The organism is Sporosarcina ureae, from assembly GCF_029267015.1.
Taxonomy (GTDB): Bacteria; Bacillota; Bacilli; order Bacillales_A; family Planococcaceae; genus Sporosarcina; species Sporosarcina ureae_D.
On the sequence record NZ_JARIEA010000070.1, the window covers coordinates 68,280 to 94,657 of the forward strand.

Annotated in this window: 21 protein-coding genes; 17 read left to right on the forward strand and 4 right to left on the reverse strand. The window is 40.0% G+C overall.

Annotated features, from left to right (window positions below):
* Window positions 1-7 precede the first annotated feature (7 nt).
* Window positions 8-1,687 carry a formate--tetrahydrofolate ligase gene (locus Q7P97_RS11665; RefSeq protein ID WP_303969340.1) on the forward strand — a complete coding sequence of 560 codons (1,680 nt, stop codon included), beginning with the start codon at window positions 8-10 and terminating at the stop codon, window positions 1,685-1,687.
* A gap of 174 nt (window positions 1,688-1,861) precedes the next feature.
* On the forward strand, window positions 1,862-3,343 hold the full coding sequence (locus Q7P97_RS11670) for a GGDEF domain-containing protein (RefSeq protein WP_303969341.1): 1,482 nt from the start codon (window positions 1,862-1,864) through the stop codon (window positions 3,341-3,343).
* A gap of 62 nt (window positions 3,344-3,405) precedes the next feature.
* On the opposite strand, the gene Q7P97_RS11675 is transcribed toward Q7P97_RS11670, so the two are convergent.
* Window positions 3,406-5,097: a M3 family oligoendopeptidase gene (locus Q7P97_RS11675; protein ID WP_303969342.1), complete on the reverse strand. Its 1,692-nt coding sequence runs from the start codon at window positions 5,095-5,097 to the stop codon at window positions 3,406-3,408.
* Between the two features lie 169 nt (window positions 5,098-5,266).
* Here Q7P97_RS11675 and Q7P97_RS11680 point away from each other — a divergent pair, with 169 nt between their 5' ends.
* Together Q7P97_RS11680 and Q7P97_RS11685 are read left to right on the forward strand one after the other, a co-directional pair.
* A complete protein-coding gene (locus Q7P97_RS11680) occupies window positions 5,267-5,554 on the forward strand; it encodes a DUF6509 family protein (RefSeq protein WP_085426520.1) in 288 nt (95 codons plus the stop codon).
* Between the two features lie 109 nt (window positions 5,555-5,663).
* The gene (locus Q7P97_RS11685) at window positions 5,664-6,647 is read left to right on the forward strand and encodes an NAD(P)/FAD-dependent oxidoreductase (RefSeq protein WP_303969343.1); all 984 of its coding nucleotides are present in this window, start codon (window positions 5,664-5,666) and stop codon (window positions 6,645-6,647) included.
* A 150-nt stretch (window positions 6,648-6,797) separates the two neighbouring features.
* Here the strand turns inward: Q7P97_RS11685 and Q7P97_RS11690 are convergent, their stop codons facing one another.
* A complete protein-coding gene (locus tag Q7P97_RS11690; protein WP_303969344.1) occupies window positions 6,798-7,814 on the reverse strand; it encodes an NADP-dependent oxidoreductase in 1,017 nt (338 codons plus the stop codon).
* A gap of 284 nt (window positions 7,815-8,098) precedes the next feature.
* Here Q7P97_RS11690 and Q7P97_RS11695 point away from each other — a divergent pair, with 284 nt between their 5' ends.
* The 6 genes from Q7P97_RS11695 (at window position 8,099) to pstB (Q7P97_RS11720) (ending at window position 13,439) form a co-directional block, all read left to right on the forward strand.
* Window positions 8,099-8,803 carry a response regulator transcription factor gene (locus tag Q7P97_RS11695; protein WP_303969345.1) on the forward strand — a complete coding sequence of 235 codons (705 nt, stop codon included), beginning with the start codon at window positions 8,099-8,101 and terminating at the stop codon, window positions 8,801-8,803.
* Between the two features lie 238 nt (window positions 8,804-9,041).
* Window positions 9,042-9,950, forward strand: coding sequence for a phosphate ABC transporter substrate-binding protein PstS family protein (locus tag Q7P97_RS11700; protein WP_303969346.1), 909 nt, complete (start codon window positions 9,042-9,044; stop codon window positions 9,948-9,950).
* Between the two features lie 42 nt (window positions 9,951-9,992).
* Window positions 9,993-10,922: a phosphate ABC transporter permease subunit PstC gene (gene pstC, locus Q7P97_RS11705; protein ID WP_303969347.1), complete on the forward strand. Its 930-nt coding sequence runs from the start codon at window positions 9,993-9,995 to the stop codon at window positions 10,920-10,922.
* Window positions 10,922-11,806, forward strand: coding sequence for a phosphate ABC transporter permease PstA (pstA, locus tag Q7P97_RS11710; protein WP_303969348.1), 885 nt, complete (start codon window positions 10,922-10,924; stop codon window positions 11,804-11,806). The genes pstC and pstA overlap by 1 nt, the downstream gene beginning before the upstream one ends.
* Window positions 11,807-11,849: 43 nt before the next feature.
* Entirely contained in the window at window positions 11,850-12,650 is an 801-nt protein-coding gene (gene pstB, locus Q7P97_RS11715) for a phosphate ABC transporter ATP-binding protein PstB (RefSeq protein ID WP_303969377.1), read from the forward strand.
* A gap of 12 nt (window positions 12,651-12,662) precedes the next feature.
* A complete protein-coding gene (gene pstB / locus Q7P97_RS11720; protein ID WP_303969349.1) occupies window positions 12,663-13,439 on the forward strand; it encodes a phosphate ABC transporter ATP-binding protein PstB in 777 nt (258 codons plus the stop codon).
* A 95-nt stretch (window positions 13,440-13,534) separates the two neighbouring features.
* Here pstB (Q7P97_RS11720) and trhO read toward each other — a convergent pair whose 3' ends face one another.
* Window positions 13,535-14,509, reverse strand: a complete 975-nt coding sequence (trhO, locus tag Q7P97_RS11725) for an oxygen-dependent tRNA uridine(34) hydroxylase TrhO (protein WP_303969350.1) — start codon at window positions 14,507-14,509, stop codon at window positions 13,535-13,537.
* A 394-nt stretch (window positions 14,510-14,903) separates the two neighbouring features.
* Here trhO and Q7P97_RS11730 point away from each other — a divergent pair, with 394 nt between their 5' ends.
* The gene (locus Q7P97_RS11730; protein WP_303969351.1) at window positions 14,904-16,283 is read left to right on the forward strand and encodes a polysaccharide deacetylase family protein; all 1,380 of its coding nucleotides are present in this window, start codon (window positions 14,904-14,906) and stop codon (window positions 16,281-16,283) included.
* Window positions 16,284-16,476: 193 nt separating this feature from the next.
* Window positions 16,477-17,292: a DUF368 domain-containing protein gene (locus Q7P97_RS11735; RefSeq protein WP_303969352.1), complete on the forward strand. Its 816-nt coding sequence runs from the start codon at window positions 16,477-16,479 to the stop codon at window positions 17,290-17,292.
* A gap of 606 nt (window positions 17,293-17,898) precedes the next feature.
* Here the strand turns inward: Q7P97_RS11735 and Q7P97_RS11740 are convergent.
* Window positions 17,899-19,323, reverse strand: coding sequence for a catalase (locus Q7P97_RS11740; protein WP_483315716.1), 1,425 nt, complete (start codon window positions 19,321-19,323; stop codon window positions 17,899-17,901).
* 334 nt (window positions 19,324-19,657) lie between these two features.
* On the opposite strand from Q7P97_RS11740, the gene Q7P97_RS11745 reads away from it, so the two are divergent.
* The 5 genes from Q7P97_RS11745 (at window position 19,658) to cydC (ending at window position 26,357) form a co-directional block, all read left to right on the forward strand.
* The gene (locus Q7P97_RS11745) at window positions 19,658-20,152 is read left to right on the forward strand and encodes a hypothetical protein (protein WP_303969354.1); all 495 of its coding nucleotides are present in this window, start codon (window positions 19,658-19,660) and stop codon (window positions 20,150-20,152) included.
* A 353-nt stretch (window positions 20,153-20,505) separates the two neighbouring features.
* The gene (locus Q7P97_RS11750; RefSeq protein WP_303969378.1) at window positions 20,506-21,909 is read left to right on the forward strand and encodes a cytochrome ubiquinol oxidase subunit I; all 1,404 of its coding nucleotides are present in this window, start codon (window positions 20,506-20,508) and stop codon (window positions 21,907-21,909) included.
* Complete coding sequence (gene cydB / locus Q7P97_RS11755; protein WP_303969355.1) at window positions 21,896-22,912, forward strand: cytochrome d ubiquinol oxidase subunit II; 1,017 nt, start codon at window positions 21,896-21,898, stop codon at window positions 22,910-22,912. The genes Q7P97_RS11750 and cydB overlap by 14 nt, the downstream gene beginning before the upstream one ends.
* Complete coding sequence (gene cydD, locus Q7P97_RS11760; RefSeq protein ID WP_303969356.1) at window positions 22,912-24,633, forward strand: thiol reductant ABC exporter subunit CydD; 1,722 nt, start codon at window positions 22,912-22,914, stop codon at window positions 24,631-24,633. The genes cydB and cydD overlap by 1 nt, the downstream gene beginning before the upstream one ends.
* Entirely contained in the window at window positions 24,630-26,357 is a 1,728-nt protein-coding gene (gene cydC, locus Q7P97_RS11765) for a thiol reductant ABC exporter subunit CydC (RefSeq protein WP_303969357.1), read from the forward strand. Before cydD ends, cydC begins: the two co-directional genes overlap by 4 nt.
* Window positions 26,358-26,378: the final 21 nt, after the last annotated feature.

Sequence of the window (26,378 nt, forward strand, 5' to 3'; positions counted from 1 at the left end):
GGAACTAGTGACAAAAGAGGTAAAGACACTGACAGATTTGGAAATCGCTTCAAAAGCAACGATGCAACCAATTGAAGACATTGCGGATCAAGCCGGAATTCCATTGGATGCCCTAGAGTTGTATGGTAAATACAAAGCGAAAATTAATGTAGATCTCATACCTAAACAAACTTCACAAGCCAAGGTAGTTCTCGTAACTGCTACGAGTCCAACACCGGCTGGAGAAGGAAAATCAACAGTGACGGTTGGACTTGGAGATGCACTTTCACGTTTAGGTAAAAAAACTATGATCGCATTACGCGAACCTTCATTGGGCCCTGTAATGGGTGTCAAAGGTGGAGCGACAGGAGGCGGCTTCTCCCAAGTATTACCGATGGAAGATATCAATTTACACTTTACTGGTGACCTTCATGCCATTACGACGGTAAACAATGCGTTAAGTGCTATGATTGATAACCACTTGCATCAAGGGAATGTGTTAAATATCGATCCTCGCCGTATTACTTGGAAACGAGTAATGGATATGAATGACCGTGCACTGCGTCATGTAACGGTTGGTTTAGGTGGACCTTCACAAGGTGTCCCACGTGAAGATGGCTTCGACATTACAGTAGCATCAGAAATCATGGCAGTCTTCTGTCTAGCGAATAGTTTAAAGGACTTGAAAGAGCGCTTGTCTGATATTGTCATCGGCTATACGTATACTAAAGAAGCGGTAACTGTGCGCGATTTAGGAGTTGAGGGTGCGTTAACACTTCTTCTTAAAGATGCGTTCAAACCCAATCTCGTACAAACAATCGAAGGTACACCGGCTTTAATTCACGGTGGACCATTTGCGAATATTGCACACGGTTGCAACTCATTGATTGCGACAAATACAGCGCGTAATCTAGCGGACTATGTTGTGACAGAAGCAGGATTCGGATCAGATCTAGGTGCAGAGAAATTTATGGATATTAAAGCGCGCGTCGGTAAATTTCAGCCGGATGCAGTAGTTCTCGTGACGACAATCCGTGCGCTCAAAATGCACGGTGGAGTAGCGAAGCAGGAATTAAAAGCAGAGAATAGTGAAGCGGTAGAAAAAGGGTTAGTTAATTTGGAGAAGCATATAGAGACGATTCTAGCATTCGGGGTGCAACCCGTAGTAGCGCTCAACCGTTTTGTAGGAGACGCTGACAGCGAATTACAAAAAGTTCACAAGTGGTGTCAAGACAATGAAGTGAGAATGGCATTAACTGACGTATGGCAAGACGGTGGAGCAGGCGGTGAGGCATTGGCGAAAGAAGTCTTGAAAGTGATGGATGAGCCAAATAACTTCGCGCCAATTTATGAAGTCGAGCAATCAGTTGAAGAAAAGCTGACAGCAGTTGTGCAAAAAGTATACGGTGGTATAGGTGTATTATTTACGGATCAAGCAAAGAAAGATTTAGCCGTGATTAAACAAAATGGTTGGGATCTGTTGCCCGTCTGTATGGCGAAGACTCAGTACTCGTTTTCTGATGATCCGAAAAAGTTGGGACGACCAACAAACTTTTCGATTACAGTACGCAGTATCTTACCGAAACTAGGTGCGGGTTTCTTAGTTTGTCTAACAGGCGATATTATGACAATGCCTGGCTTACCCAAAAAACCAGCAGCACTGAATATGGATGTAGATTCGGACGGTAATGCTAAAGGCTTAATGTGATGTATTTATAAAGTGATGACAAAAAACAAAGAGTTTCAGCTCTTTGTTTTTTTGTTGAAAAAAGTCATATGAAAAAGTAAAAAATACCTTTAAAAGAGGTTCCATTGAACTACTGTTATGCTATACTATTCTTTGACGTTTTGAACAGATGCTGAGGAGAAGAGGTGCCATGTAGTGAATAAAAGCTTTCGTATGAAGTTAACAGGCATCCTCATTTCGTTTACTTTGCTGTTGTCTTTGGTTATTATCGTGACAGATTATATTCGATTGAAAAAGAATGTGGAAACCAGTTTGGAAACGCAAATTCAAATGGTAGAAGATGAAATCATTACAAGTCTTGTAACTATTGATAAAGTATATAATGTTTTAGACGTAGAACGAGAGAGGGATATGAGAGAGTATTCCCAAGACCTACTTGAATTGTATGAAAAGCAACCTGATTTTTCAACATGGAATTATGAAGCATTGAAAAAGAAGATGGGTATGGATATCTTTATCATTGATCAAAACAATGTAGTGATTGAAAGTAGTTATAAACCGGATATAGGATTGGATTTTAATATATGTTGTTCGAAATTCAGTTCGCTTTTATCTGAGCGTAGAAAACTAGGAGTATTCGCGCATGATGCGCTCGATGTTCAACAGAACACAGGTGGATTTAAAAAGTTTAGTTATATGCCGACTCCTGATCAGAATTATATAATTGAATTGGGATATCTATTGGAAGATAAATTTGTGTTTAAAGAATTTAACTTTCTAGATACGATGCACAGATTAGAAAATGAAAATGACCAGATAAAGTCCATCAATCTATACAACTACTTAGGTCTATTACTTGGGGATCGAGCGGTCGGTAAGGAAAAGATGATCAACCCTTCAAGAAAACCAATTTTTACAGCTGCTTATAAAAATTTTAAAAAAGAAGAGATAACAGTAAAAGAGAACGGTCAAACTATAACCTATCGATATATACCCTATAAAGCAGATACAGTGCCTGGACTTTCTACGAACCGTGTAGTAGAAATTGCGTACTATGATGTACCATTTTCTAGCGTGCTGACATCCTATCGTAATCAGTTTCTATTTCAGACTGCTTTCATTGCGTTTACTACTATAGTCATGTCGATTATTCTTGCAAGAATGATTGCAAGACCTGTCCATTTGGCATTCCATGATGCGCTTACGGGATTAAAAAACCGTGCTGCTTTTGACGATACGGCAGTAGAGTGGCTTCGCCAGAAAAAAGGTCCGCTACAGTTTATGATTATTGATTTAGATAACTTTAAATCTGTAAACGACATATTAGGACATGGAGAAGGCGATAAATTATTGGTGCAAGCCGCGAATATTATCGATAAAGAAAGTGGAAAAGATCATTTGGCTGCCCGAATTGGCGGCGATGAATTTGTCGTGTTGTTTTCACGCATGTCTGATGAACACGTCATAGAGCGTGCAAATAATATGCTAGAAGCGATGAGAGAGTCATTTAGCTATTTGGAAACAGAAGGCATTGAATTATCTATCAGTATTGGGATTGCTGTGGCGATGAAAAAAGATACCATTCAAACACTATATCGTAAAGCCGATTTGGCATTGTATCAATCGAAGAAAAAGGGTAAAGATCAATATTCCTTATATAACTCGAATGAATTATAAAAAGAGGATGTACAGACGTCATGATTATGACATTCTGTTACATCCTCTTTTATGTTCTTGAATTAATAAATCTTATGATCGACCATCCATTCACTGATGAACTCCATAATGGATTCAATAGTACCTTCTTCAAAAGGGGATTTCAGATGGGCAGTCTCTACAAGTTCCAGAAATGATTTACTTCCTCCTAATTGACACAATGCCAAGTAGTCTGACCACGCGTCATCAAAGTCTTCCAATGAACGTTGCCAAAATTGAAAAGCACAGATTTGTGCAAAAGCATAATCAATATAATAAAACGGTACTTCGTATATATGACCTTGTCTCTGCCAAAAACCACCTTGTTCTAGATAGAGATGTCCATCATAATCCCGTTTTGGTAAATAAGTGGACTCCAAATCTTTCCATACTGCTTTACGTTCAGCAGGTGTCAGTTCAGGGTGATCGTAGATGCGTTGTTGAAACTCGTCAACTGCCACACCATATGGCAAAAATAGTACGCCTTCTAGTAAGTGTGCATAGCGATAACGGTCTGCATCACTACCGAAGAAACGATCCATCCAGAACCACGTAAAGAACTCCATACTCATGGAATGAATTTCCGCTGCTTCAGTTGTCGGCCAAATATATTCAGGTATTCCGATCGAACGGCTTGAATAAACCTGAAATGCATGACCTGCTTCATGGGTCAAGACATCAATATCCCCCGACGTTCCATTAAAGTTTGAAAATATGAACGGGGAGTCGTAGTTATCGATAAAAGTACAATAGCCACCAGCTTCTTTCCCTTTTTTCGCGACCAAATCCAAAAGATTTTTACGCTTCATATAGTCAAAGAAGCGTCCGGTCTCCCGAGATAACTCGGAATACATCTTCTGTCCGTTTTCTATAATCCATTCAGGCGTACCTTTTGGTTTCGGATTTCCTTCAGGGTACTGCAAAGGTTCATCATAAAACTTCATTTGAGAAATACCAATTCGTCTACTTTGCATACCGCGTATTTTCTCGGTCAATGGTACAACATGCATCCGAATTTGTTTACGGAAATCTTCTACCATTTCCGTGTCATAGCCAATTCTGTCCATGCGAATGTAACCTAGTTCAGTAAAGTTTGTGAATCCAAGTGCGGTAGCGATTTTATGACGTACTGCTACAAGACGATCAAAAATTTCGTCAAATTTTTCTTCATGTGATGCAAAGAAATCAGCAGTAGCATTCATCGCATCTTTTCTAACGGCACGATCAAGTGATTCCTTAAATGGACCGAGTTGAGCTAATGTCAGCGTTTCACCTTGAAACGTGATTTGAGCTGAAGCCACGAGTTTGGAATACTCGGAGATCAACTTATTTTCATCTTGCAAGAGAGGTAAGACTTTATCTGAATAGGATCGAATAGCATTTTCGGCAAGATGGAATAACTGAGCTCCCCATTTATCCTCGAGCTGAGAACGGAAAGGGGAGGCGATCAAAGCTTTATAATAATCGCTTTGCAAAGCCTGGAATTCAGGGCCGATCTCATCGAAATAATCCCGCTCATCTTGATAAAATGTATCATTCGTATCAATAGAAGATCGAATATACATAATGTTTTCTTGTGTACTGTAATCGCTTGTCAACTGGTTAATGTGCTCAATAATTTTGGATTGATCTTCAAATGAGCTGGATTGCTCAAATTGGGTTAGTGCTGATTTGAACTCAGTTTGTAGTTTTTCGATATTTGGGCGAGTGTACTCATAATCTTCAAAAGTAAGCATTGTAGTCCTCCTAGTTTGCATATAGTGTGACTATCTCTTCATTTTCAAGTAACAGTAATAGAAATGCAAACTATTTACCGGAAATGACGTACATAAATTGCCACGAACTTATAAAATGATGTAGGATAGAGAGAGTAAACTCTTAGTGAGCGGGAAGAAGGAGAAATGAATGCAAATAGTAAATGGTAAAGTGGAAGAATTGGTCGATCCAACAGGTATAATCGATGGTCAGCGCTACGAATTTCTTTTGACAGTTAAGTTCGATGAAGAAGATGAACTGTTCAATGAAGAAGGTACCGGCTTACGTATGCTATATTCTGTGAAGGATGGCCAGCGAAAGATGTTAACGTACCATTTTTATGAATTGGCAACAGAAAGTCCATTTGATGTAGAATGGGACGAAGAAGAACAAGCCGCAGCAGAGCAATATTGTGCAGAAATTTTCCCAGCAGTCTAATACAAAATAGATGTTATTCTTTTTAAAATAGAGGATAATGTACTAGAGAAATATAAATGGTGTATCCCAATAGCTTCTCATTAAAGAATTAAATATAGGAGTGTTTTAGATGAATCAAGAAATAGTGGATATTACGATTATCGGTGGCGGACCCACTGGATTATTTTCATCATTCTACGCAGGTATGCGTGAGATGTCTGTTAAAATCATTGATAGCTTGCCACAACTTGGCGGCCAATTGATCGAACTATATCCTGATAAGTACATTTATGACGTTGGTGGATTCCCTAAGATTTTGGCAAAAGACTTAGTGTCTAACCTCGTAACACAAGCACACTATGCAAAACCTGAAATTTGTTTAGGCGAAGCTGCATTGTCTATCGAGAAGAAAGACGATCATTTTGTTCTAACGACAGACAAAGGACAACATTTGACACGTACTATTTTATTGACGGCAGGTATTGGTGCTTTTCAACCCCGTAAAATCGGATTGAAAGAAGAACCTATTTTTGAAGGTAAAACATTGCACTACGGTATCAAAGACTTGTCTTTGTTTAAAGATCAGAATATCTGTGTTTGTGGTGGAGGAGACTCTGCGCTTGACTGGGCGTTAATGCTTGAAGATATAGCAAGCCAAGTAACACTTGTTCACCGAAGAGAACGTTTCACTGCACACGAAACAAGTGTCAATCAATTGCACAAATCCAGTGTCAACGTGTTAACTTCACATGCTGTAAGTGAGTTACAAGGTGACGGAGATAAAATGGATAAAGTAATACTGAAAGAAAAAGACGGCAGTATGAAAGAACTTGAATTCGATCATGTCGTAGTCAATTACGGTAATATATCTTCTCTAGGACCATTAAAGGACTGGGGATTGGATATGGAGCGTAATTCCATTAAAGTAAACTCTCGCATGGAAACGAATATTGAAGGGATTTATGCTGCAGGTGATGTAACTACATACGACGGCAAAGTAAAATTAATTGCGGTAGGTATGGGTGAAGCGCCGGTTGCCATAAGCCACGCGAAAGCGTTCTTGGATCCTAAAGCAAAAGTACAACCATTGCACAGTACAAGTGTATTTGGTTAATAAACGAGCACACACTTTGTATGGAGAGATATCTCCGTACAAGGTGTTTTTTATATGTAGTGTGCTACAGCAAAAGATTATGAAATATAAAAGGCTGTTCCAAGAATTCATAACTTCTTGGAACAGCCTATTTTTATTGTTAATCAAATATTACTTTGCAGTTTTAGGATCTGCTACTTTAACTAGTTGTTTCCCTAAATTAGTCCCTTCGAATAAACCAAGAAATGCATCTGGGATATTTTCAAAACCTTCTACAATCGTTTCTTCGTATTTCAACTTGCCTTCAGATAACCATTTCCCTAAGTCAGCTGATGCAGTAGGGAAGTCTTTTGCGTAATCTCCTACTGTGAAGCCTTTCATCAACGCACTTGTTTTAATCATCGTTGACTGTGGTCGTGGTCCTACGTCTTGACCTTCTTTGTTATAGGAAGAGATAGCGCCGCATAGAGCGATACGTGCATGTTTGTTCAATAAAGTAAACACCGCGTCGGTAACTTCACCACCGACGTTATCGAAATAGATATCCACTCCGTTTGACGCGGCTTTTGTTAAGTCCTCTTTGAAGCTATCTAATTTGTAATTGACGGCTTCATCAAAACCAAGTTCATTTTTCAAGTAATCGATCTTTTCCTGAGAGCCAGCAATCCCGATCACTTTGGCACCTTTCATTTTGGCAATCTGACCCACTACTGAACCAACTGCCCCGGCAGCACCTGATACCACAACTGTTTCACCTGCTTGTGGTTTACCGATATCGAGTAACCCAAAGTATGCAGTTAGACCCGTCATCCCAAGAATACCTAAATGAGTAGTGATCGGTGCAATACTTGGATCGATTTTACGTAGATCTTTTGCAGCTGCAGCTGAGTACTCTGCCCAGTTAAGGTTTCCTACAACAAAATCTCCTGGTGAAAATGCTTCTGAGTTAGATTCAGTCACTTCCCCGACGACTCCGCCTGCAATCACTTCGTCTAGTTTAAATGGGGGAATATACGATTTTGCATCTATCATTCTTCCTCGCATGTATGGGTCGACAGAAACGTATAGCGTACGTACAAGTACTTCATTTTCTTTCAGTTCAGGAATTGATTTTTCTACGAAATGGAATGTTTCCATAGTAGGTAATCCTTTAGGACGGTTAGCTAAATGAATTTCTTTTTGTGTCATATAAATTCCTCCAGTTTTAAGTGTAATTACTTTTATTAACTAACTAAAAGTAAGCTTAATGATAAGATTACTAGGACGAAGTAGCGAAGTCAATTAATTGCACTGAAGTGAAAAAAAGCATTTCATAGTTGTTGGAACAACTCAAACTTTATAACTTTTAATGGACTTATTAAATACAAATCTAAGAAAATAGGATTAAGATAGACATTTTCCTGATATCATCGTAAAGTAAAGACGTAGACATTCAGAAATATTAATAATTTAGCCGTAAAGGAGCTAACCAAATGATAAAGGTTTTGGTTGTAGAAGATGAACAGTCAATAGCTACTCTTTTGCAATATAATTTGGAACATGCAGGATATAAAGTGTATTTAGCCCGAGATGGAAATACCGCGATCTCTATGACACTTTCCGAAAAACCGGATGTACTACTTCTTGATATTATGCTACCTGGAATGGACGGTATGGATGTATGTAAAAAGCTCCGCCAAGAAAAGGTTCACACACCGATTTTAATGTTAACAGCAAAGAGTGATGAATTTGATAAAGTCCTTGGATTAGAATTGGGAGCAGATGACTACTTAACAAAACCTTTTAGTCCACGTGAGGTACTCGCTCGTGTGAAAGCTATTTTGCGCAGAATAGAACTACAGGATTCTATTCACATAAAAGAGCCGACATCAGAGGTACGTAATGGTAGTTTACTAGTCCATCCAGATCGAATTGAAGCTTTTTTGGATGGAATTCCTCTAGAGCTGACACCAAAAGAATTTGAACTACTACTATACTTGATGCGGCATGCAGGTAAAGTACTACACCGTGAACAGCTGCTGAATGCGATATGGAATTACGACTACACAGGTGATTCCCGTATTGTAGATGTTCATATTAGTCATCTGCGTGAAAAGATTGAACCCGATACAAAACGTCCCGTCTACATCAAGACGGTTAGGGGTTTTGGTTATAAATTTGAGAAATTAATAAAATAAATTATGTATATACATATTGAAGCTGAAGGTGAATCCCAAATGGATTTAACCTTCAGTTTTTATTTGCATTAGCATTTACATACTATTCATCCCTATTTTGACTTATTGTTTTTTCTATACAGAGTCTTTACACAACCTTTACGTTTCATCCATCACTCCTCAATACTCTTTGATTATAGTAAAGAAGCAGTGGAAAGAGAGCTACTACTAAAACGAAAAAAGCCTAGGGGGAGAAATGATGAAGAAGCGTAATCGAATTACCGTTTTGGCGTTTGTTTTACTTTGTACATGGGTGATCGCAGCTTGTAGCAGTACGAAAGCGGATGAAAGTGAAAAGGATGAATCCAACCAAGAAACCAATCAAAAAACTGAGCCAATCATGGTAGTAGGTTCAAGTGCACTACAACCTTTAGTAGAAGCGACAGCGCAGCAATATACGATAAAAAATCCAGGCGCGGTCATTAACGTTCAAGGAGGCGGAAGTGGAACGGGTTTAAGTAAAATTAGCGAAGATGCAGTAGATATCGGAAACTCTGATATATTCGCTGAAGAAAAAGAAGGCGTGGACGCAAGTAACTTAGTTGACCATAAGGTAGCTGTCGTCGGAATGGCACCAGTGAGTCACCCAGAGACGGGTGTAACCGATATTTCATCTGAAGATTTGATTGCAATCTTTACTGGAGACATCACAAACTGGAAAGAGCTTGGCGGAAATGATCAAGAAATTATTGTTATCAATCGTGCAAAAGGATCTGGTACGCGAGCTACTTTTGAAGCGTTTGCCCTAGATGGAAAACAGCCGATCGATGCACAAGAACAAGATTCTTCAGGCACAGTGCGTAAAATTGTCAGTGAAACACCAGGAGCAATCAGCTACTTAGCATTTTCATACTTTGATCAAACAACTACAGCTTTAAAAGTCAATGGAGTTACACCAAATCGTGAAAATGTCGAGTCGAATGAATGGAAAATCTGGGCTTACCAGCATATGTATACAAACGGTGAAGCAACGGGACTATCCAAGGAATTGATCGACTATATACTCTCAGATGAGATTCAAGAAACATTACTTCCCGAAATGGACTACCTACCGGTGACAGGTATGCAGGTAGAACGGGATGCGCAAGGAACTGTTACAAAAAAATGATAGTGTTTGTAAACTACTCTACTTTCGGAAGGAGTGTATAGAATGGCTAAAATGATAAAAGAGATGGAACATCCACTGTATAGAAAAAGCAATAAAATGCGCATGGAGCGTATTGGTAAGTGGATGACATTCCTTTCAGTTGCCTTAACAGCGACGATCACCGCAGCCATTCTATTTCTGGTCTTTTCAAAAGGCTTATCTACTTTCATTACAAATGACGGCAGTGTCAAAGACTTCTTTACAGGTACGGCTTGGAACCCAGCGGAAGTAAATTCCCTGGGTAAGCCTATCATTGGAGCCTTACCTTTTTTAGTAGGTTCCATAGCAGTTACAGGAATTTCTGCGCTGATTGCGGCGCCACTCGCAATTGGTGCTGCAATTTTCATGAGTGAGATCGCACCGAGAACTGGAAAGAGAATCATGCAACCGGTCATAGAGCTGTTAGTAGGTATTCCTTCAGTTGTATATGGATTCATCGGCTTAACTGTAGTTGTTCCCTTTTTACGTAATCTGTTCCCAGGCAGTGGATTCGGTATTGCAGCGGGAACGATTGTATTATCCATCATGATCTTACCAACCGTCACAAGCTTAGCTTTTGATGCGATTCAAGCAGTTCCACGTTCATTCCGTGAAGCTTCTTTGGCACTCGGCTCTACTAGGTGGCAAATGATTTGTAAAGTTGTTTTGAAAACAGCGAAACCCGGCTTGATGATGGCAATTATATTCGGAATGGCGCGTGCATTTGGTGAAGCATTAGCTGTGCAGATGGTCATCGGGAATGCTGCTGTTATCCCACAATCCCTATTTGACCCGGCTTCCACGGTTACTAGTGTATTAACGATGGGCATGGGATACAGCGTCATGGGACAGGTTGAGAATAATGCACTTTGGTCACTTGCGCTTGTACTTTTACTGATGTCCCTATTCTTCACCATCACAGTCCGAATGATTGGAAAGGGGAAAAGTAGCTAATGTCAGCTAAAAGTACAGATCGACTCGCGACAGCTGGATTATATGTAATTGTCGGCATGATCATTACAGTTTTAGCAGGATTGCTGGGATTTGTCTTTGTTCAAGGGATTCCGCAACTCAGCTGGCAATTCATCACGTCTCCTCCACAGGTTTTTAAAGAGGGTGGCGGGGTTGGCCCTCAACTCTTTAATTCATTTTACTTACTCGTGTTGACACTGATTATTTCGATCCCCATTGCGATTGGGGCTGGAATTTATTTAGCGGAATATGCGAAAGACAATTGGTTCATTCGTTGTATTCGTGTACTCATCGAAGTGCTTTCTTCTTTGCCATCGATTGTAGTAGGATTGTTCGGATTTTTGTTTTTCGTTTTGTATATGGGTTGGGGTTTTTCAATCATATCAGGCGCCTTTGCACTATCCGTGTTCAACCTTCCCTTATTAGTCCGAGTGGTTGAACAATCAATCAGTAACGTCCCTAAATCACAGCGCGAAGCAGGGTGGGCGCTCGGTTTTTCAAAATGGGAAACGATTACGACTATTATACTTCCAGCAGCTCTTCCTGGTATTGTCACAGGTGTCATACTGGCATCCGGAAGAGTATTCGGAGAGGCAGCTGCTCTAATTTACACAGCCGGAATGAGTACACCGATTATAGACTTCACTAATTGGAACCCACTGTCACCTACATCCCCATTAAATCCATTTAGACCGGCCGAAACAATGGCAGTTCATATTTGGAAAATTAACGGAGAAGGTATTATGCCGGACGCATCAGCTATTTCTGACGGAGCAGCTGCATTATTAATTATTTCGATTTTATTCTTTAATTTCACATCACGTCTTATTGGGAATGTACTGTTTAAAAAGATGAGTGCCAACTAAAAGGAGGATCCATATGCAATCAGTTGCATTACAGCCTGTTACAATGAAAACGAATAGAACCAAACTGGCAGACAGTCACGATTTCCAACAAAGCTCCGTGCTGCAAACTACTAATTTGTCGGTGTATTATGGTGAACATCGTGCTGTGGATCAAGTTAGTCTAACCTTCCCGAAACAATCCGTTACGGCATTAATCGGTCCATCGGGATGTGGTAAATCGACTTTCCTGCGTTCGATTAATCGAATGAATGATGACATCGACCAATGTCGTACGGAAGGAGAAATCTTTTATGAGGGGATAGAACTACATTCACCTCGTGTGAATGTACATGAGATACGCAAACAGATTGGAATGGTATTTCAAAGACCTGTACCGTTTGCCAAATCTATATTCAAAAACGTTGCCTCTGGACCTATACGACATGGAGTGAAGGATAAGGCAGAATTACAAAGAATCGTAGAAGACAGTCTGAAAAAAGCCGCACTGTGGGATGAAGTGAAAGATCAATTACATACTTCGGCTTTGCGTCTTTCTGGTGGGCAACAACAACGCCTTTGTATCGCTAGAGCACTTGCGATGCAGCCGAGCGTATTATTACTGGATGAACCTGCATCTGCACTTGATCCTGTATCTACAGCAAAAATAGAAGAACTGATTTCTCAGTTAAAAAAAGACTATACAATCGTGATAGTGACACATAATATGCAACAGGCCGCGCGTATTTCTGATGAAGTAGCCTATTTTTACATGGGGCGAGTAGTTGAACATGGGGCCACTGAACAGATTTTCAATAATCCACGTCATGAACAAACCGAACACTACATTAATGGACGTATAGGATAGGGGAGATTAGTGATGAAGGTAGCGGAAACTAGAAGACAAACAGTTATTCAAACTGAAAGTCTACAATTCTTTTATGATAGCTATCATGCACTGAAGAATATAAATTTGAAGTTCGAAGAGCAGAAAATCACTGCACTCATAGGACCATCTGGCTGTGGGAAATCCACCTTTTTACGAACAATAAATCGTATGAATGATTTGATTCCAGGAGTGCGGACGGAAGGAGCAATCTGGATTGGTGATGAAAATATAACAGATACTTCTATTGATCCGGTAGAGCTCCGAAAGAAAGTAGGAATGGTGTTTCAACATGCTTCTGTCTTTCCATTTTCGATTTATGAGAACATCGCTTATGGACCTCGTATTCACGGAGAAAACAATAAAACAGTACTCGATAATATCGTCGAGGAGAATTTACGCTCTGCCGCACTATGGGATGAAGTAAAAGATCAATTACATCAATCCGCCACTGGTTTATCTGGTGGACAGCAGCAACGGTTAACCATTGCACGCACACTAGCAACTAAACCGAGTATATTATTAATGGATGAACCAACATCTGCATTGGATCCTATCTCTACTGCGAAAGTGGAAGAGCTGATACAAACGTTAAAAGCGCAGTATACAATCGTCATTGTAACGCATAATATGCAACAAGCCGCGAGAATTTCTGACTTCACAGCATTTTTCTTAAATGGAGAAGTCAAAGAGTATGGACAGACAGACAAAATATTTAACGAACCCGTATTTTCTGAAACAAAAGACTATATAGCAGGAAAATTTGGTTAAGTATGAGATAAATGAAAAATCGGTACTTAAATCATCCATTACATACGATAACAAAAAGCCAGCTTCCTGATCATAGGAAGCTGGCTGTTCATCTATTAAGAAATCGTTTCGCTTGCACGTAATTCTTCAATTTTAGCTATGCGTGCATCGTATTCATCCACTGTCATATCGTGTTCAACGAAATAACGGTTACGAGGATGTGTACGGCAATCGTCTGAACAGCTACGCATATAGAGGTGTTCATTTTCTTCGGAACATAGAATTTTCGCATTACATTCGGGGTTCGCACAGTTAACATATCGTTCGCAGGGAGTTCCATCAAAGTGGTCACGACCTACAATGACATGTTCTACTTGGTTGATCGGAACGGCAATGCGCTCGTCAAATACGTAGCACTGACCATCCCATAACTGACCTTTTGCTTCAGGATCTTTACCGTAAGAAACAATTCCACCATGTAAATGTGCAACGTCTTCAAATCCTTCACGCTTTAACCAGCCTGTGAACTTCTCACAACGAATTCCACCCGTACAATATGCAAGAATCTTCTTACCTTCAAGTTGTTCTTTGTTTTCATTTACCCATTCAGGAAGATCACGGAAGTTTTCAATATCCGGGCGGATCGCACCACGGAAATGACCTAGGTCATACTCATAATCATTACGAGCATCTAGTATCACCGTATTCTCTTCTTGCATTTGCTGTAAAAACTGTTCAGGTTCTAGATACTCACCCGTAAGTTCCAGTGGATTGACGTCTTCAGATAAGCTAAGGTTCACAATTTCTGGACGATAGCGAACATGCATTTTTTTGAAAGCATGACGATCTGTTTCATCGATCTTGAACCATACATCAGCGAATCGAGGATCGGCTTTCATATGCTCCATATACGCATCGGTCTGTTCAACTGTTCCAGAGCAAGTACCATTGATTCCTTCTGATCCAACTAAGATACGTCCTTTTAATCCAGTTTCTTTGCAAAATGCCAAGTGAGAAGCTGCAAATTCTTCTGGTTCCTCAATCGTCACATACTTATAAAACAATAAAACCCGATAGTCTTTCTTTTCCATATAAATTACCGCCTTCTGTTTAATCTTTGCAATAGACAACAGCCGAGATCGGTGTGTACAAAGAGATAGGTCATCCCTTGAACCCGAAGTTGCAAAATTCGAGCCCTGAATAGTATAGCATAATTTTATTTTTGAGAAAAGGATTCTAAAATCTTTTCACATAACTGTTCATTATAAAGTAACTAGCGGGAATGGGTGAAACCTTGTATCATCCATTATTTATTGTATACTAGTAGATAGAAAAACAGGAAAGTTATAGCTTTTATCTGCATAAGAATATATCATTAAAATGTAGAGTAACTTTTTATTTTAAAGGGTATAGGAGTTCAATTACAAAATAAATTGTAATTAGTTCGGAGATATAGGGCATTGTGTTATAAAGGAGTTTTTTTTTATGAAAATCACAAATACAAAACGACGTTCACCATGGATTGACAATATATTTATCATAGCGATTCTTGTCATGACATCAGTTACTTTTATATTAATAATGAATGTAATGAAAAACCATAAAGTTCAAGATCCCATTCAACAGGCAACGCATGAGATTATACCTGAGCCAAAACAAGAAGTAGCGGTAGAGTCCATTACATCAGCCTATCCAGGAATTAAAGAGTTTGTGGAGAAGGATAACGATGCACAGTATCCATTTACCATTCACTATCCACAAACCGAGTATGATGGGTTCAATCAACAAGTGCTAGATTACGTTGAGGAATTAAAAACAGCTTATGCGACAGAGCAACAAAAGAATAACCGGGTGTCAAAGCTCGATGTATCTTTTGAAACGCTTCAACATCTTTCGGGAAACTATTCATTTGTCATGCGGGCTGTCACATATTTTGCTGATCAGGATAGTCAAGTAGAAATGCATACGTTTCATATCAATCCTGAAACTGGCAAAGAATTAGCGATTCAGGACGTTGTGGATCATAATCTTGAAAAGTTAAAGCGCATGGCAAGTGTAGTGCGACACGAAATACATCATAGTCCTTTACTTAAGGATGATGTGATTGACGAAAGTGTATGGCAACCAACAGAGCCGATGTGGGTAAACTATCAGAACTTTGCTTTAACCGATGATTCATTAATTTTATACTTTGGAACGGGTGAATTTACTAAACGTCAAGCTGGACCGGCAACAGTGGAGATTCCATTGAGTAAATTGAATCCATTCATTGCGAAGAGGTTCCAAGTAGAAACAGATGAGACCCAAAAAGAAAAGACTATTGCGTTGACGTTTGATGATGGACCAGATCCTATATACACAGTAAGGATTTTAAAAACACTTGATAAATACAATGCAAAAGCTACATTCTTTATGCTTGGCAATAGAGTGAATTCGTACCCTGCAATTGCCAAGAAGGTAGCCGAAGCTGGACATGAGATAGGTAATCACTCATGGAATCACCCTTCATTGACCGGGGTTACGGATACTGAACTTTTAAGTGAAGTGACAGGCACCTCAGAAATAATAAAAGCAGCTACAGGAAAAACGGCTACTGTTTTCAGACCGCCATATGGGGCCGTTGATGATCGTGTACGAGAAAGCACGAAATTACCTGTGGTGTTATGGAACGTGGATACATTAGACTGGGAGCATCATGATCCAGAGCTGTTGTTAAAACATGTGACGGATGCTACCCGTTCAGGAAGCATAATTTTAATGCACGATATTCATAAGTCCACAGCAGATGGACTGGACGCGGTACTTGAGAATTTACAGTCACAAGGATATAAATTCGTGACAGTTTCCGAAATGGACGATTATTAAAACAAAAGTTGTTTCATTGTTTTTGACTAACAATGGAACAACTTTTGTTTTGCATAGTCCTATTTAGGTGCGGATATTCATATAGTGTTCAAACAGTTGTAATATCTGAAGAAAAGAAATAGTTGTGAACTGTAGTTAATGCAGCACAGCATGATATACTAAACGGAATGAAATCATTGGGGGAACAACAGGCATGGAATGGAGAAATTTATATCGTGGTTTTTTGATGGGAATCAGTGACTTGGTTCCTGGAGTTAGTGGCGGAACAATTGCATTCATATTAGGGATCTATGATCAGTTACTTATTTCAATTAGCGGATTTTTTAGTAAGGATTGGAAGAAGCATATCGGTTTTCTACTGCCTCTTGGTATTGGAATGGGCGCAACGATTATTCTATTCAGTAAAGTCATTTCCTATTTGCTGAAACATTATCATGAACCTACTCAGTACTTCTTTTTAGGATTAATTATTGGTGTCATTCCATTTGTTTCAAAGCAAGCAGGCTTAAAACAGAACTTCAAATTTCACCATATAGTATTAATGCTACTAGTAGCCGCAGCATTGGCTTCTACCGCCTTTTTGAATCCTATTGCTCCAATAACCATTACCCATCTGACAGTTAAAAGTACTATCATCTTATTCCTTTCAGGATGGGCAGGCAGTATGGCAATGCTGTTACCAGGAGTAAGTGGATCATTCGTTTTGCTATTGCTAGGCGTTTATGCGACGGTCATTACGGCAATATCAGACTTTAATTTACCAATTATCATTGTTACAGGTTGCGGGATCGTATTTGGATTTATCATTAGCAGTAAAGTTATACGCTATTTACTATCCCATTTCCACACGGGCATGTTTGCTGTCATCATAGGATTAATCCTAGGATCGATTTTCGTAATTTTCCCAGGCATGCCTGAAAGTGGTACACCATTCGTCATGAGTGTGATCGCCATCGTACTTGGACTGTTGATTGCTAACATTTTAAATGGCGTAGGCGATAAAGCGTAGAATGAGAAGGAGCTATCCAAGAAGTCATAACTTTCATGACATCTAGTGATAGCTTCTTTTTTCACTTGAAAAATTGTGTTTGGAAAGATAATAGCGATAATGTGGCAGGCATTCTTATTGGAGTGGGAATTAAATGCAAAGATGTGCTCCTAACGCTTCGCTTTTACTCACAAAAGTCGTCCTTCGCTACGGCACTCGCTTGGATGGGTGTTTCATCTGTCCCACTGATCCTCTCAGAGTCTAGTCCCTCCAACGCGCCAATCCCTTGCAGGGTGAAACGTTATTGATTTGTATTGAAGTAGGGGGTGTAATCGGTATTTAACTGTTTTACTTGAACTCAAATAAGTTAAAACAAAACAATAGTTCACACACTACTTATAGTGAGTAATATAGGTAGCTCAGCTATAAAAGTAGAATTGAAGCGGAAGCTGGTGGCGACTCCCGATGGATCAGCTCACCGCGAGCCCATGGGAAAGCGTCCACCAGCTGGAGCTTCAATTCCCTTGTACACACTATTAACTAACCCTGCACTAATCCTTAAACCTAATTCCGCACAAAAAGAGATGCCCCATTGTAACAATCGGGACATCTCTTTTTTATATAAACTTACTCTTCAACAATCGTTGTCGTGTTTTCGATATCAACATCAGCCATTGGAATATCCAAAGCTTTTGCTACACCTTCACCGTATTTCGGATCTGCCAAGTAGCAGTGGCGAATATGCTTGATTTTAATCTCTTTCGGTGCATCACCCATATTACGCGCAGTATTATCAAATAGACGCTGCTGCTCTTCCAAGTTCAATAAATTGAACAACTTTCCTGGTTGTGTGAAATAATCATCATCATCTTCACGGAAATCCCAGTGGTCTGCGTCGCCATGAATTTTTAGTGGCGGCTCTTTGAAGTCCGGCTGTTCTTGCCACTCACCGTAGCTGTTTGGCTCGTAGTGAGTAGTTGAGCCCAAATTACCATCAACACGCATTGCACCATCGCGGTGGAAGCTGTGGAACGGACATTTTGGTGCGTTAACAGGAATCTGGTGATGATTGACACCTAAACGGTAACGTTGTGCATCGCCATAAGAGAATAGACGAGCTTGTAACATTTTATCAGGGGAGAATCCAATACCTGGAACGACCGCTGCTGGTGTAAATGCCGCTTGCTCTACTTCAGCAAAGTAGTTTTCAGGGTTGCGATTCAATTCAAATTCACCGACTTCAATTAAAGGGAAGTCTTTTTTATACCAAACTTTTGTTAAGTCAAATGGATTGTATGGCATGTTCATTGCTTCTTCTTCTGTCATAACTTGAATGTACATTTTCCATTTAGGGAAATTGCCATTGTCGATGTTAGTTAGCAAATCGCGTTGTGAACTTTCACGATCTGTTGCAACTGTTGCTGCAGCCTCTTCATCTGTCATGTTTTCAATACCTTGCTGGGAACGGAAGTGGAACTTAACCCAGTGACGTTCGTTGTTTGCATTGATCATGCTGAATGTGTGGCTACCAAAACCGTGCATTTCACGGAATGAACGTGGAATACCACGGTCGCTCATTAAAATAGTAATTTGGTGTAACGCTTCAGGAAGACTAGTCCAGAAATCCCAGTTGTTTGTTGGGCTACGTAAGTTCGTACGTGGATCACGTTTTACTGCGTGATTCAAGTCAGGGAATTGCAATGCATCACGGAAGAAGAATACAGGTGTATTGTTTCCGACCATGTCCCAGTTTCCTTCTTCAGTATAGAATTTCAAAGAAAATCCGCGGATATCGCGCTCTGCATCTGCTGCACCACGTTCGCCTGCAACAGTGGAGAAGCGTGCGAACATCTCAGTTTGTTTACCAATCTCTGAGAATAGCTTTGCTTTCGTATACTTTGTAATATCATGCGTTACAGTGAAAGTACCATATGCTCCAGAGCCTTTTGCGTGCATACGACGTTCAGGAATTACTTCACGATCAAAATGCGCTAATTTCTCAAGCAACCATACATCTTGCAATAGAAGCGGACCACGTGGACCAGCTGACATAGAGTTTTGGTTATCGACTACAGGTGCACCCGCAGCAGTCGTCAATTTTCTTTTTTGAGAATTATTATCATTGTTATTCAAAATGCATTCCTCCTAAATTGGTAGTTTATAACCTATGAATACTAGTATAGCAAAGCTAAATTAAAAAAGATAGCCTTATTTATAATAATTATCAACTAGTAATAGTTGTTAATAAGTATAGGTTATTATGTACTGTATATTCATCATAATTTGTTGCCAACCATTTGTCTAGAAATACGAATTAGATTAAGTATAATTGTAGAATGATGTATAATAATAATAGAAATTGTTTTAATAGAAAGGACATCAATCTATGAGCTTTATGAAGAAATGGGTTTTGTATGCCATTGTACTTAGCTGTTTATCAGTAGCGTTAGTGGCGTGTAGTGACGAAGAAGAAGCAGCTCCACAAGAACAGACACCTGAACTAACGCCTGAAATTCCAGAAGAAGAGGAGATCATAATTCCTGCTGTGGAAGATGAAAAGGTATTTCAAGAAGTGGTTAGTCTACTCGAGGTAGCAGGATTCACAGTGAGCGAACCAGCTGAAGCAGCAATCGATATGTTTAGGGCGGAAAGTGGCATGACATTGAATATTAACGGCGATGCTTTACTTCCATTACATCTCTATAAACTAGATCCATCTGACAAGCGTTTGGAAATAGTCGACGAGACAGGGAATCTTCCTGTATATATTGGTAGTAAGACAGAGAAATTAGCCGTAAGACGAATAGATAACTTCATTATACATCTGCATAAAGGACATCCTGATTATGATGAGATTATGAAAGTAATAGATAAAATCTAAATTAACAACTTGCTTCCTACTATATAGGTAGCAAGTTTTTTTATATATTAGCGTAGTTAGAAAAAGGGGAAGGCACCGTTTACTGACGTTCTAAGCGGAAATCTTCCGCCTAATGTGGATTGTCTTCTCGTTTTAATCCAACCGCTACTGGTAGATTTAGAGAGGAAATCCACTGAAAACCATTCAAACCGGCACTTTTCGGGCTTTGTTACAAAGCTGCCATAACTTATAGACAGTTTTGACATAAGTTCGCAGGTTTGTAACAGGAATATCGTACATACTTCACGAACTTTTTTTTGTTCTGCGTTATTCTAGGTAATAGAAACACAGATCGAAAGGAGATCAACAATATGTTGGAAGAAGTCTTATTAGCAAGAATCCAATTCGCATCTACTACATTGTTTCACTTCATTTTCGTCCCTTTGTCCATCGGCCTGGCACTGATCATTGCGATCATGCAAACGATGTATGTAGTGAAGAAAGATGAAATTTACTTAAAAATGACGAAATTCTGGAGTGTTTTCTTTCTTATAAACTTTGCGATTGGTGTAGTAACAGGAATCATTCAAGAGTTTCAATTCGGAATGAACTGGTCAGCCTACTCTAGATTCGTTGGAGACATCTTCGGAGCTCCACTAGCAGTAGAAGCATTACTAGCATTCTTCTTAGAGTCTACATTTATTGGAATTTGGATCTTCGGTTGGAATAAGCTTCCGAAGAAATTACACTTAGCGTGTATTTGGTTAGTATCTATCGGTACAGTCATGTCAGCGTTCTGGATTTTAGCAGCGAATTCGTTCATGCAAAATCCAACAGGCTATGTATTACAAAATGGCCGTGCGGAAATGAATGACATTGTGGCTGTCCTAACAAATGAGAAACTATGGGTTGCGTTCCCACATACAGTTTTTGGTAGTTTTGCCACCGGTGCATTCTTCGTAGTTGGTGTCAGCGCATGGTACTTGATCAAAAAACGTAAAGTGGATTTCTTTAAGAAGTCTTTAACGATCTCACTAGTAGTCGGTATGTTATCAGGTCTCGGAATAGCATTTACTGGTCACGCACAAGCACAGTACTTGATGCATGCTCAACCAATGAAGATGGCTGCAGCGGAAGCGCTATGGGAAGATAGTGGAGACCCGGCTGCTTGGACTTTGTTCGCCAAGATTGACGTGGAAAATCGTGAGACAAGTAAACGTATCGACATACCCTATATGTTGAGCTATTTAACATATAGTGAATTTAAAGGGAAAGTTTCAGGTATGAACGCATTGGAACAACAAATGATTGATAAGCACGGAGAAGGCGAATATCTTCCACCAGTTAAAACAACATTTTGGAGCTTCCGTATAATGGTGGTTATGGGCGGAACACTACTAGGGTTAGGTGCAATGGGTCTGTTCTTGTTGTTCCGTAAGAAGATAGTAGAATCTGTTTGGTTCTTGCGACTTCTAATAATAGGGATTTTCTTACCGTTCATAGGTAACTCATTTGGTTGGATCATGTCTGAAATGGGACGACAACCTTGGGTAGTAAACGGTTTGATGAAAACGGCTGATGGTATTTCCCCAAACGTTTCAGCAGGGCAGATTCTGTTTTCACTCATATCTTTCTCTACTATTTATACGATCCTCGGTATCATCATGGTCGTATTATTTGTGAAATTTATTCAACGAGGTCCTGAAGAGCAGCCGGAAGAGGATGTATCGGCAACAGATCCGTTTGAAACAGGGGGTGCAGGACATGCCATTAAGTGATATCTGGTTTATATTGATCGGTGTCCTCTTCACAGGATTTATCTTTTTGGAAGGGTTTGACTTTGGTGTAGGAATGAGCACGAAGTTCCTAGCACGTAATGATTTGGAAAAGCGAGTCGTGATGAATACAATTGGGCCCGTTTGGGATGCGAATGAAGTATGGCTGATTACTGCTGGGGGCGCGATGTTTGCAGCTTTCCCACACTGGTATGCGACAGCGTTCAGTGGGTTTTATCTTCCTTTCGTCGTCTTGTTGTTAGCTTTCATCATACGCGGCGTTGCCTTTGAGTTTCGTAATAAAGTGGATTCAAAAGCTTGGGTCAAGACATGGGACTGGGCGGTTTTCATCGGTAGTATCTTACCGCCATTCCTGTTCGGGGTGTTCTTCACGAGTTTAATTCGTGGATTACCGATTGATGGAGATATGAACATGTATGCAAGCTTTACCGATTTCGTAAATGTCTACACAGTTATTGGCGGTGTAACGTTTGTTCTGTTATCGTATTTGCACGGGTTACTGTTCATTGGATTGAAAACGGTAGACGAGTTACGAGAGCGAGCGAATACAGCAGCACGTAAAGTGTATGCATTGACTGGCGTGTTTCTCGTATTGTTCATCATCTTCACATATTTGGATACAGACGCCTTTACAGATCATGGAGCTATTTTGATTCCTCTGTATGGTTTGGCGGTTATATTGTACGGTTTACTGTTCTTCTTCTTGAAAACTAAACGAGAAGGACTGAGCTTTACAATGACTGGTTTAGTGTTGATCATTGTTATGGCTAACTTTTTCATTGCGCTATTCCCGAATGTGATGATCAGCTCAATGGATTCTGCATTTAATATGTCGATTGCAGATGCAGCTTCAGGAGAATATTCGCTGAAAATCATGACGATCGTAGCGTTTACTATGGTGCCAATCGTTTTGGCGTATACAATTTGGAGTTATTACGTGTTCCGTAAACGGTTGACAGGTGATAAGGAGCATCTAGAATACTAATGGATAAATACTTGCTTCAATACAAAGGAAGTAAACAAGTGATGGCATTGATTGGACTACTTACTGTAGTTCAGTCAATTTCCATTGTTTTTCAAGCAATTTACTTAGCAAAAGCGATTACACAATTGTTCCAAGGTGCAGACTGGAGTGAAGCACTTCGGTCATTTGTGATTTTTGTCGTAGCAAACAGTGTACGTCATGTGATTCAATGGGCGAAGGAACGGATTTCATATCGCTTTGCCGATCTAACAGCAAAGGATTATGAGCAACAATTAGTAAAGAAAATCTTTGATCTTGGTCCTCAGGTTGTAGGGAAATATGGTTCTGGACATTTGGTGACGCTTGGTTTAGAAGGTGTCCCGAAGTTCAGAAAGTATATAGAATTGCTTATACCGCGTACGTTAGCGATGGCCATTGTTCCGTTTGTCATTGTGGTATATGTCTTTACTCTAGATATTATGTCAGCTGTGACGCTCATTATAGTCTTGCCGATTCTGATCATTTTCTTAATTTTGATCGGGTTGGTTTCGAAGAAGAAAATTGATGAACAGATGGATACGTACCGTTTATTATCTCGACATTTCGTTGATTCATTACGGGGTATTGTGACGTTGAAATACTTGGGACGTAGCCGAGCGCACGAAGAATCCATTGCGATCGTAAGTAATAAATACCGCATTGCGACGAACCGTTCATTGCGCTATGCGTTTCTATCTTCATTTTCATTGGATTTCTTTGCAAGTTTGTCCGTAGCGGTAGTGGCGGTTGAACTTGGTCTGCGATTGATCAATGGACAAATTCTTCTTGAACCGTCTTTAGCTATTTTGATTTTAGCACCAGAATTTTTCTCACCTGTTAGGGAGTTGGGGAATGACTTCCATGCGACAGCTGATGGTAAGGACGCGAGCTTACAAATCCACAGTATATTAGAAGAGGAAACAATGGTTCAGCCAGTAGTTGATTCGCCGATTGCAGCTTGGAATGACAAATCAAAACTTGAATTGCGTACGGTCGAAGTCAAAATGGGGGAACAAACCATTTTTGTAGACTTGAATCTGGAATTAAACGGGTTTACAAAAGTAGGTGTCATCGGTCATTCAGGTGCAGGGAAGTCCACGTTGATTGATGTATTATCGGGATTCACACTTCCGAGGGCTGGTAGTTTTAGACTTGACGGACAAGAATTACCGCATCTCGCTGTTGCAGATTGGCAAAATCAAATTGCTTACATTCCGCAACATCCAACGATATTTCCAGATACTGTAAACGGTAATATACGCTTTTATGAACCCGACGCTTCTTTGCAGGAAGTACAAGATGCAGCAGAACGTGTAGGTTTGGATCAGTTAATTGCGACATTCCCTTTAGGTTACGAAGAACGGATCGGTGCAGGCGGACGCGTGCTTAGTGGTGGGGAAGAACAGCGGATTGCTTTAGCGCGTTCATTATTGCAGCGTCGTCAGATTTTATTATTCGATGAGCCGACTGCACACTTAGATATTGAAACAGAGCATGAATTGAAGCAAATGATTTTACCGCTTCTAAAAGATAAACTCGTTGTATTTGCTACGCATCGTATTCATTGGATGCAGGAAATGGATACCATAGTAGTACTTGAAAACGGTAAAGTGGTAGAAACGGGCTCTCACGAACAATTATTGCAACTAGACGGAGCCTATTGTCGTTTACTTGAAGCGCGTGGAAGGGGGCATGCTGTATGAACTTGTACCAACAACATATACTTCCCTATGCCCGTAAATATAACAAAACCATACTATCTACTATACTTCTCGGAACACTGACTATTCTCTCGGCTGCGATGTTGACCTTTACTTCAGGATATTTAATATCCCGTACATCGGAAAGGCCTGAAACGATATTACTCGTTTATATTCCGATCGTGGCAGTTCGGACATTCGGTATTTCACGTGCAGCCTTGCGATATGTAGAGCGTTTGCTTGGCCATAATGCCGTATTGAAGATTATTGCTGATATGCGGGTGCAGCTATATCACGTACTGGAGCCGCAAGCATTATTCATTCGTTCACGTTTTCAAACAGGCGATTTACTTGGTGCACTAGCGGATGATATTGAACATTTACAAGACGTCTACATCCGTACGCTGTTTCCGACTGTCATTGGTTTATTTTTATTCAGTTTCTCTGTAATTGTGCTGGCAATCTATGACTGGATGTTTGCGCTTATTATGGCTGTGTTACTAGCAATCGTGACGTTTATTTATCCTATGCTGTCACTTTATATGATGAAGAAAAACCAGTTGCAATCGAAAAAACTTCACAGTCAAGTGTATAATACGATGACAGAAGGTATTTTTGGGTTACGTGACTGGATCATTAGTGGCAGAAAAGAACAATTCCTTGCGTCATTTAAAGAGGAAAGTCATGCAAGCCATGCTATTGATAAAAAACTGGCGTATTGGCAACAGTCTCGGACAATGCAATTGCAAATTTTCTCAGGGCTACTAGTCTTAGTCGTCGGAGTTTGGGCAGGACAGCAAGCCGTAGCAGGTTCATTGGCACCTACGTATATCGCTGCATTTACATTGGTTACGTTGCCGATTTTAGAAGGATTGATTCCCATATCGTTTGCTATAGAACGTTTACCTGCTTATGAAGCATCTTTGCAAAGAATTGATGCCATTCATCAGCAAAATACTGCAGTGGATCAAACGGCAATGGAGCTTGGTAATGTGGAAGAAGCGACTATCGAACTCGACAATGTAAGTTATCGGTATGAAGGTCAGAAAGAAAATGCGGTTCAGCATTTTTCACTGACGATTCAACCTGGAGAAAAAGTTGCAGTACTTGGTAAAAGTGGCGCAGGTAAGTCTACTCTCATACAGCTTTTATTAGGCACAGTTCAGCCAACAAGCGGACATGTACATGTCAATCAGAAACCTGCATCGCTGTATGGAGACTCTATATATGAGATGATGAGCGTCTTAAATCAAAAACCTTATCTTTTCGCAACAACTGTTCAAAATAATATTAAACTTGGCGATGCATTCGCTACTACTGAAGATGTACAACGAGTAGCGGAAAAAGTAGGTTTATATGAGTATTTGCAATCACTGCCTGAAGGCTTGAAAACCCAAATGGAGGAAACAGGACAACGATTCTCAGGTGGAGAGCGTCAACGTTTTGCACTGGCAAGAATTTTATTGAAACAAACGCCCGTTGTCGTTTTGGATGAGCCGACTGTTGGGTTAGATCCAGTGACTGAACAATCTCTCGTAGAAACACTTCATCACTCTCTTCAAGATAAAACGGTCGTATGGATCACACATCACTTAATGGGTATGGAAAAAATGGATCGGATTATTTTCATGGATCATGGTGAAATCATCATGGATGGGACACACAAAGAATTATTAGCTACGAATGAAAGATATCGACAGCTATATGCATTGGATCAAGGTATGTGAATTTCTTGAATTACAATTCCG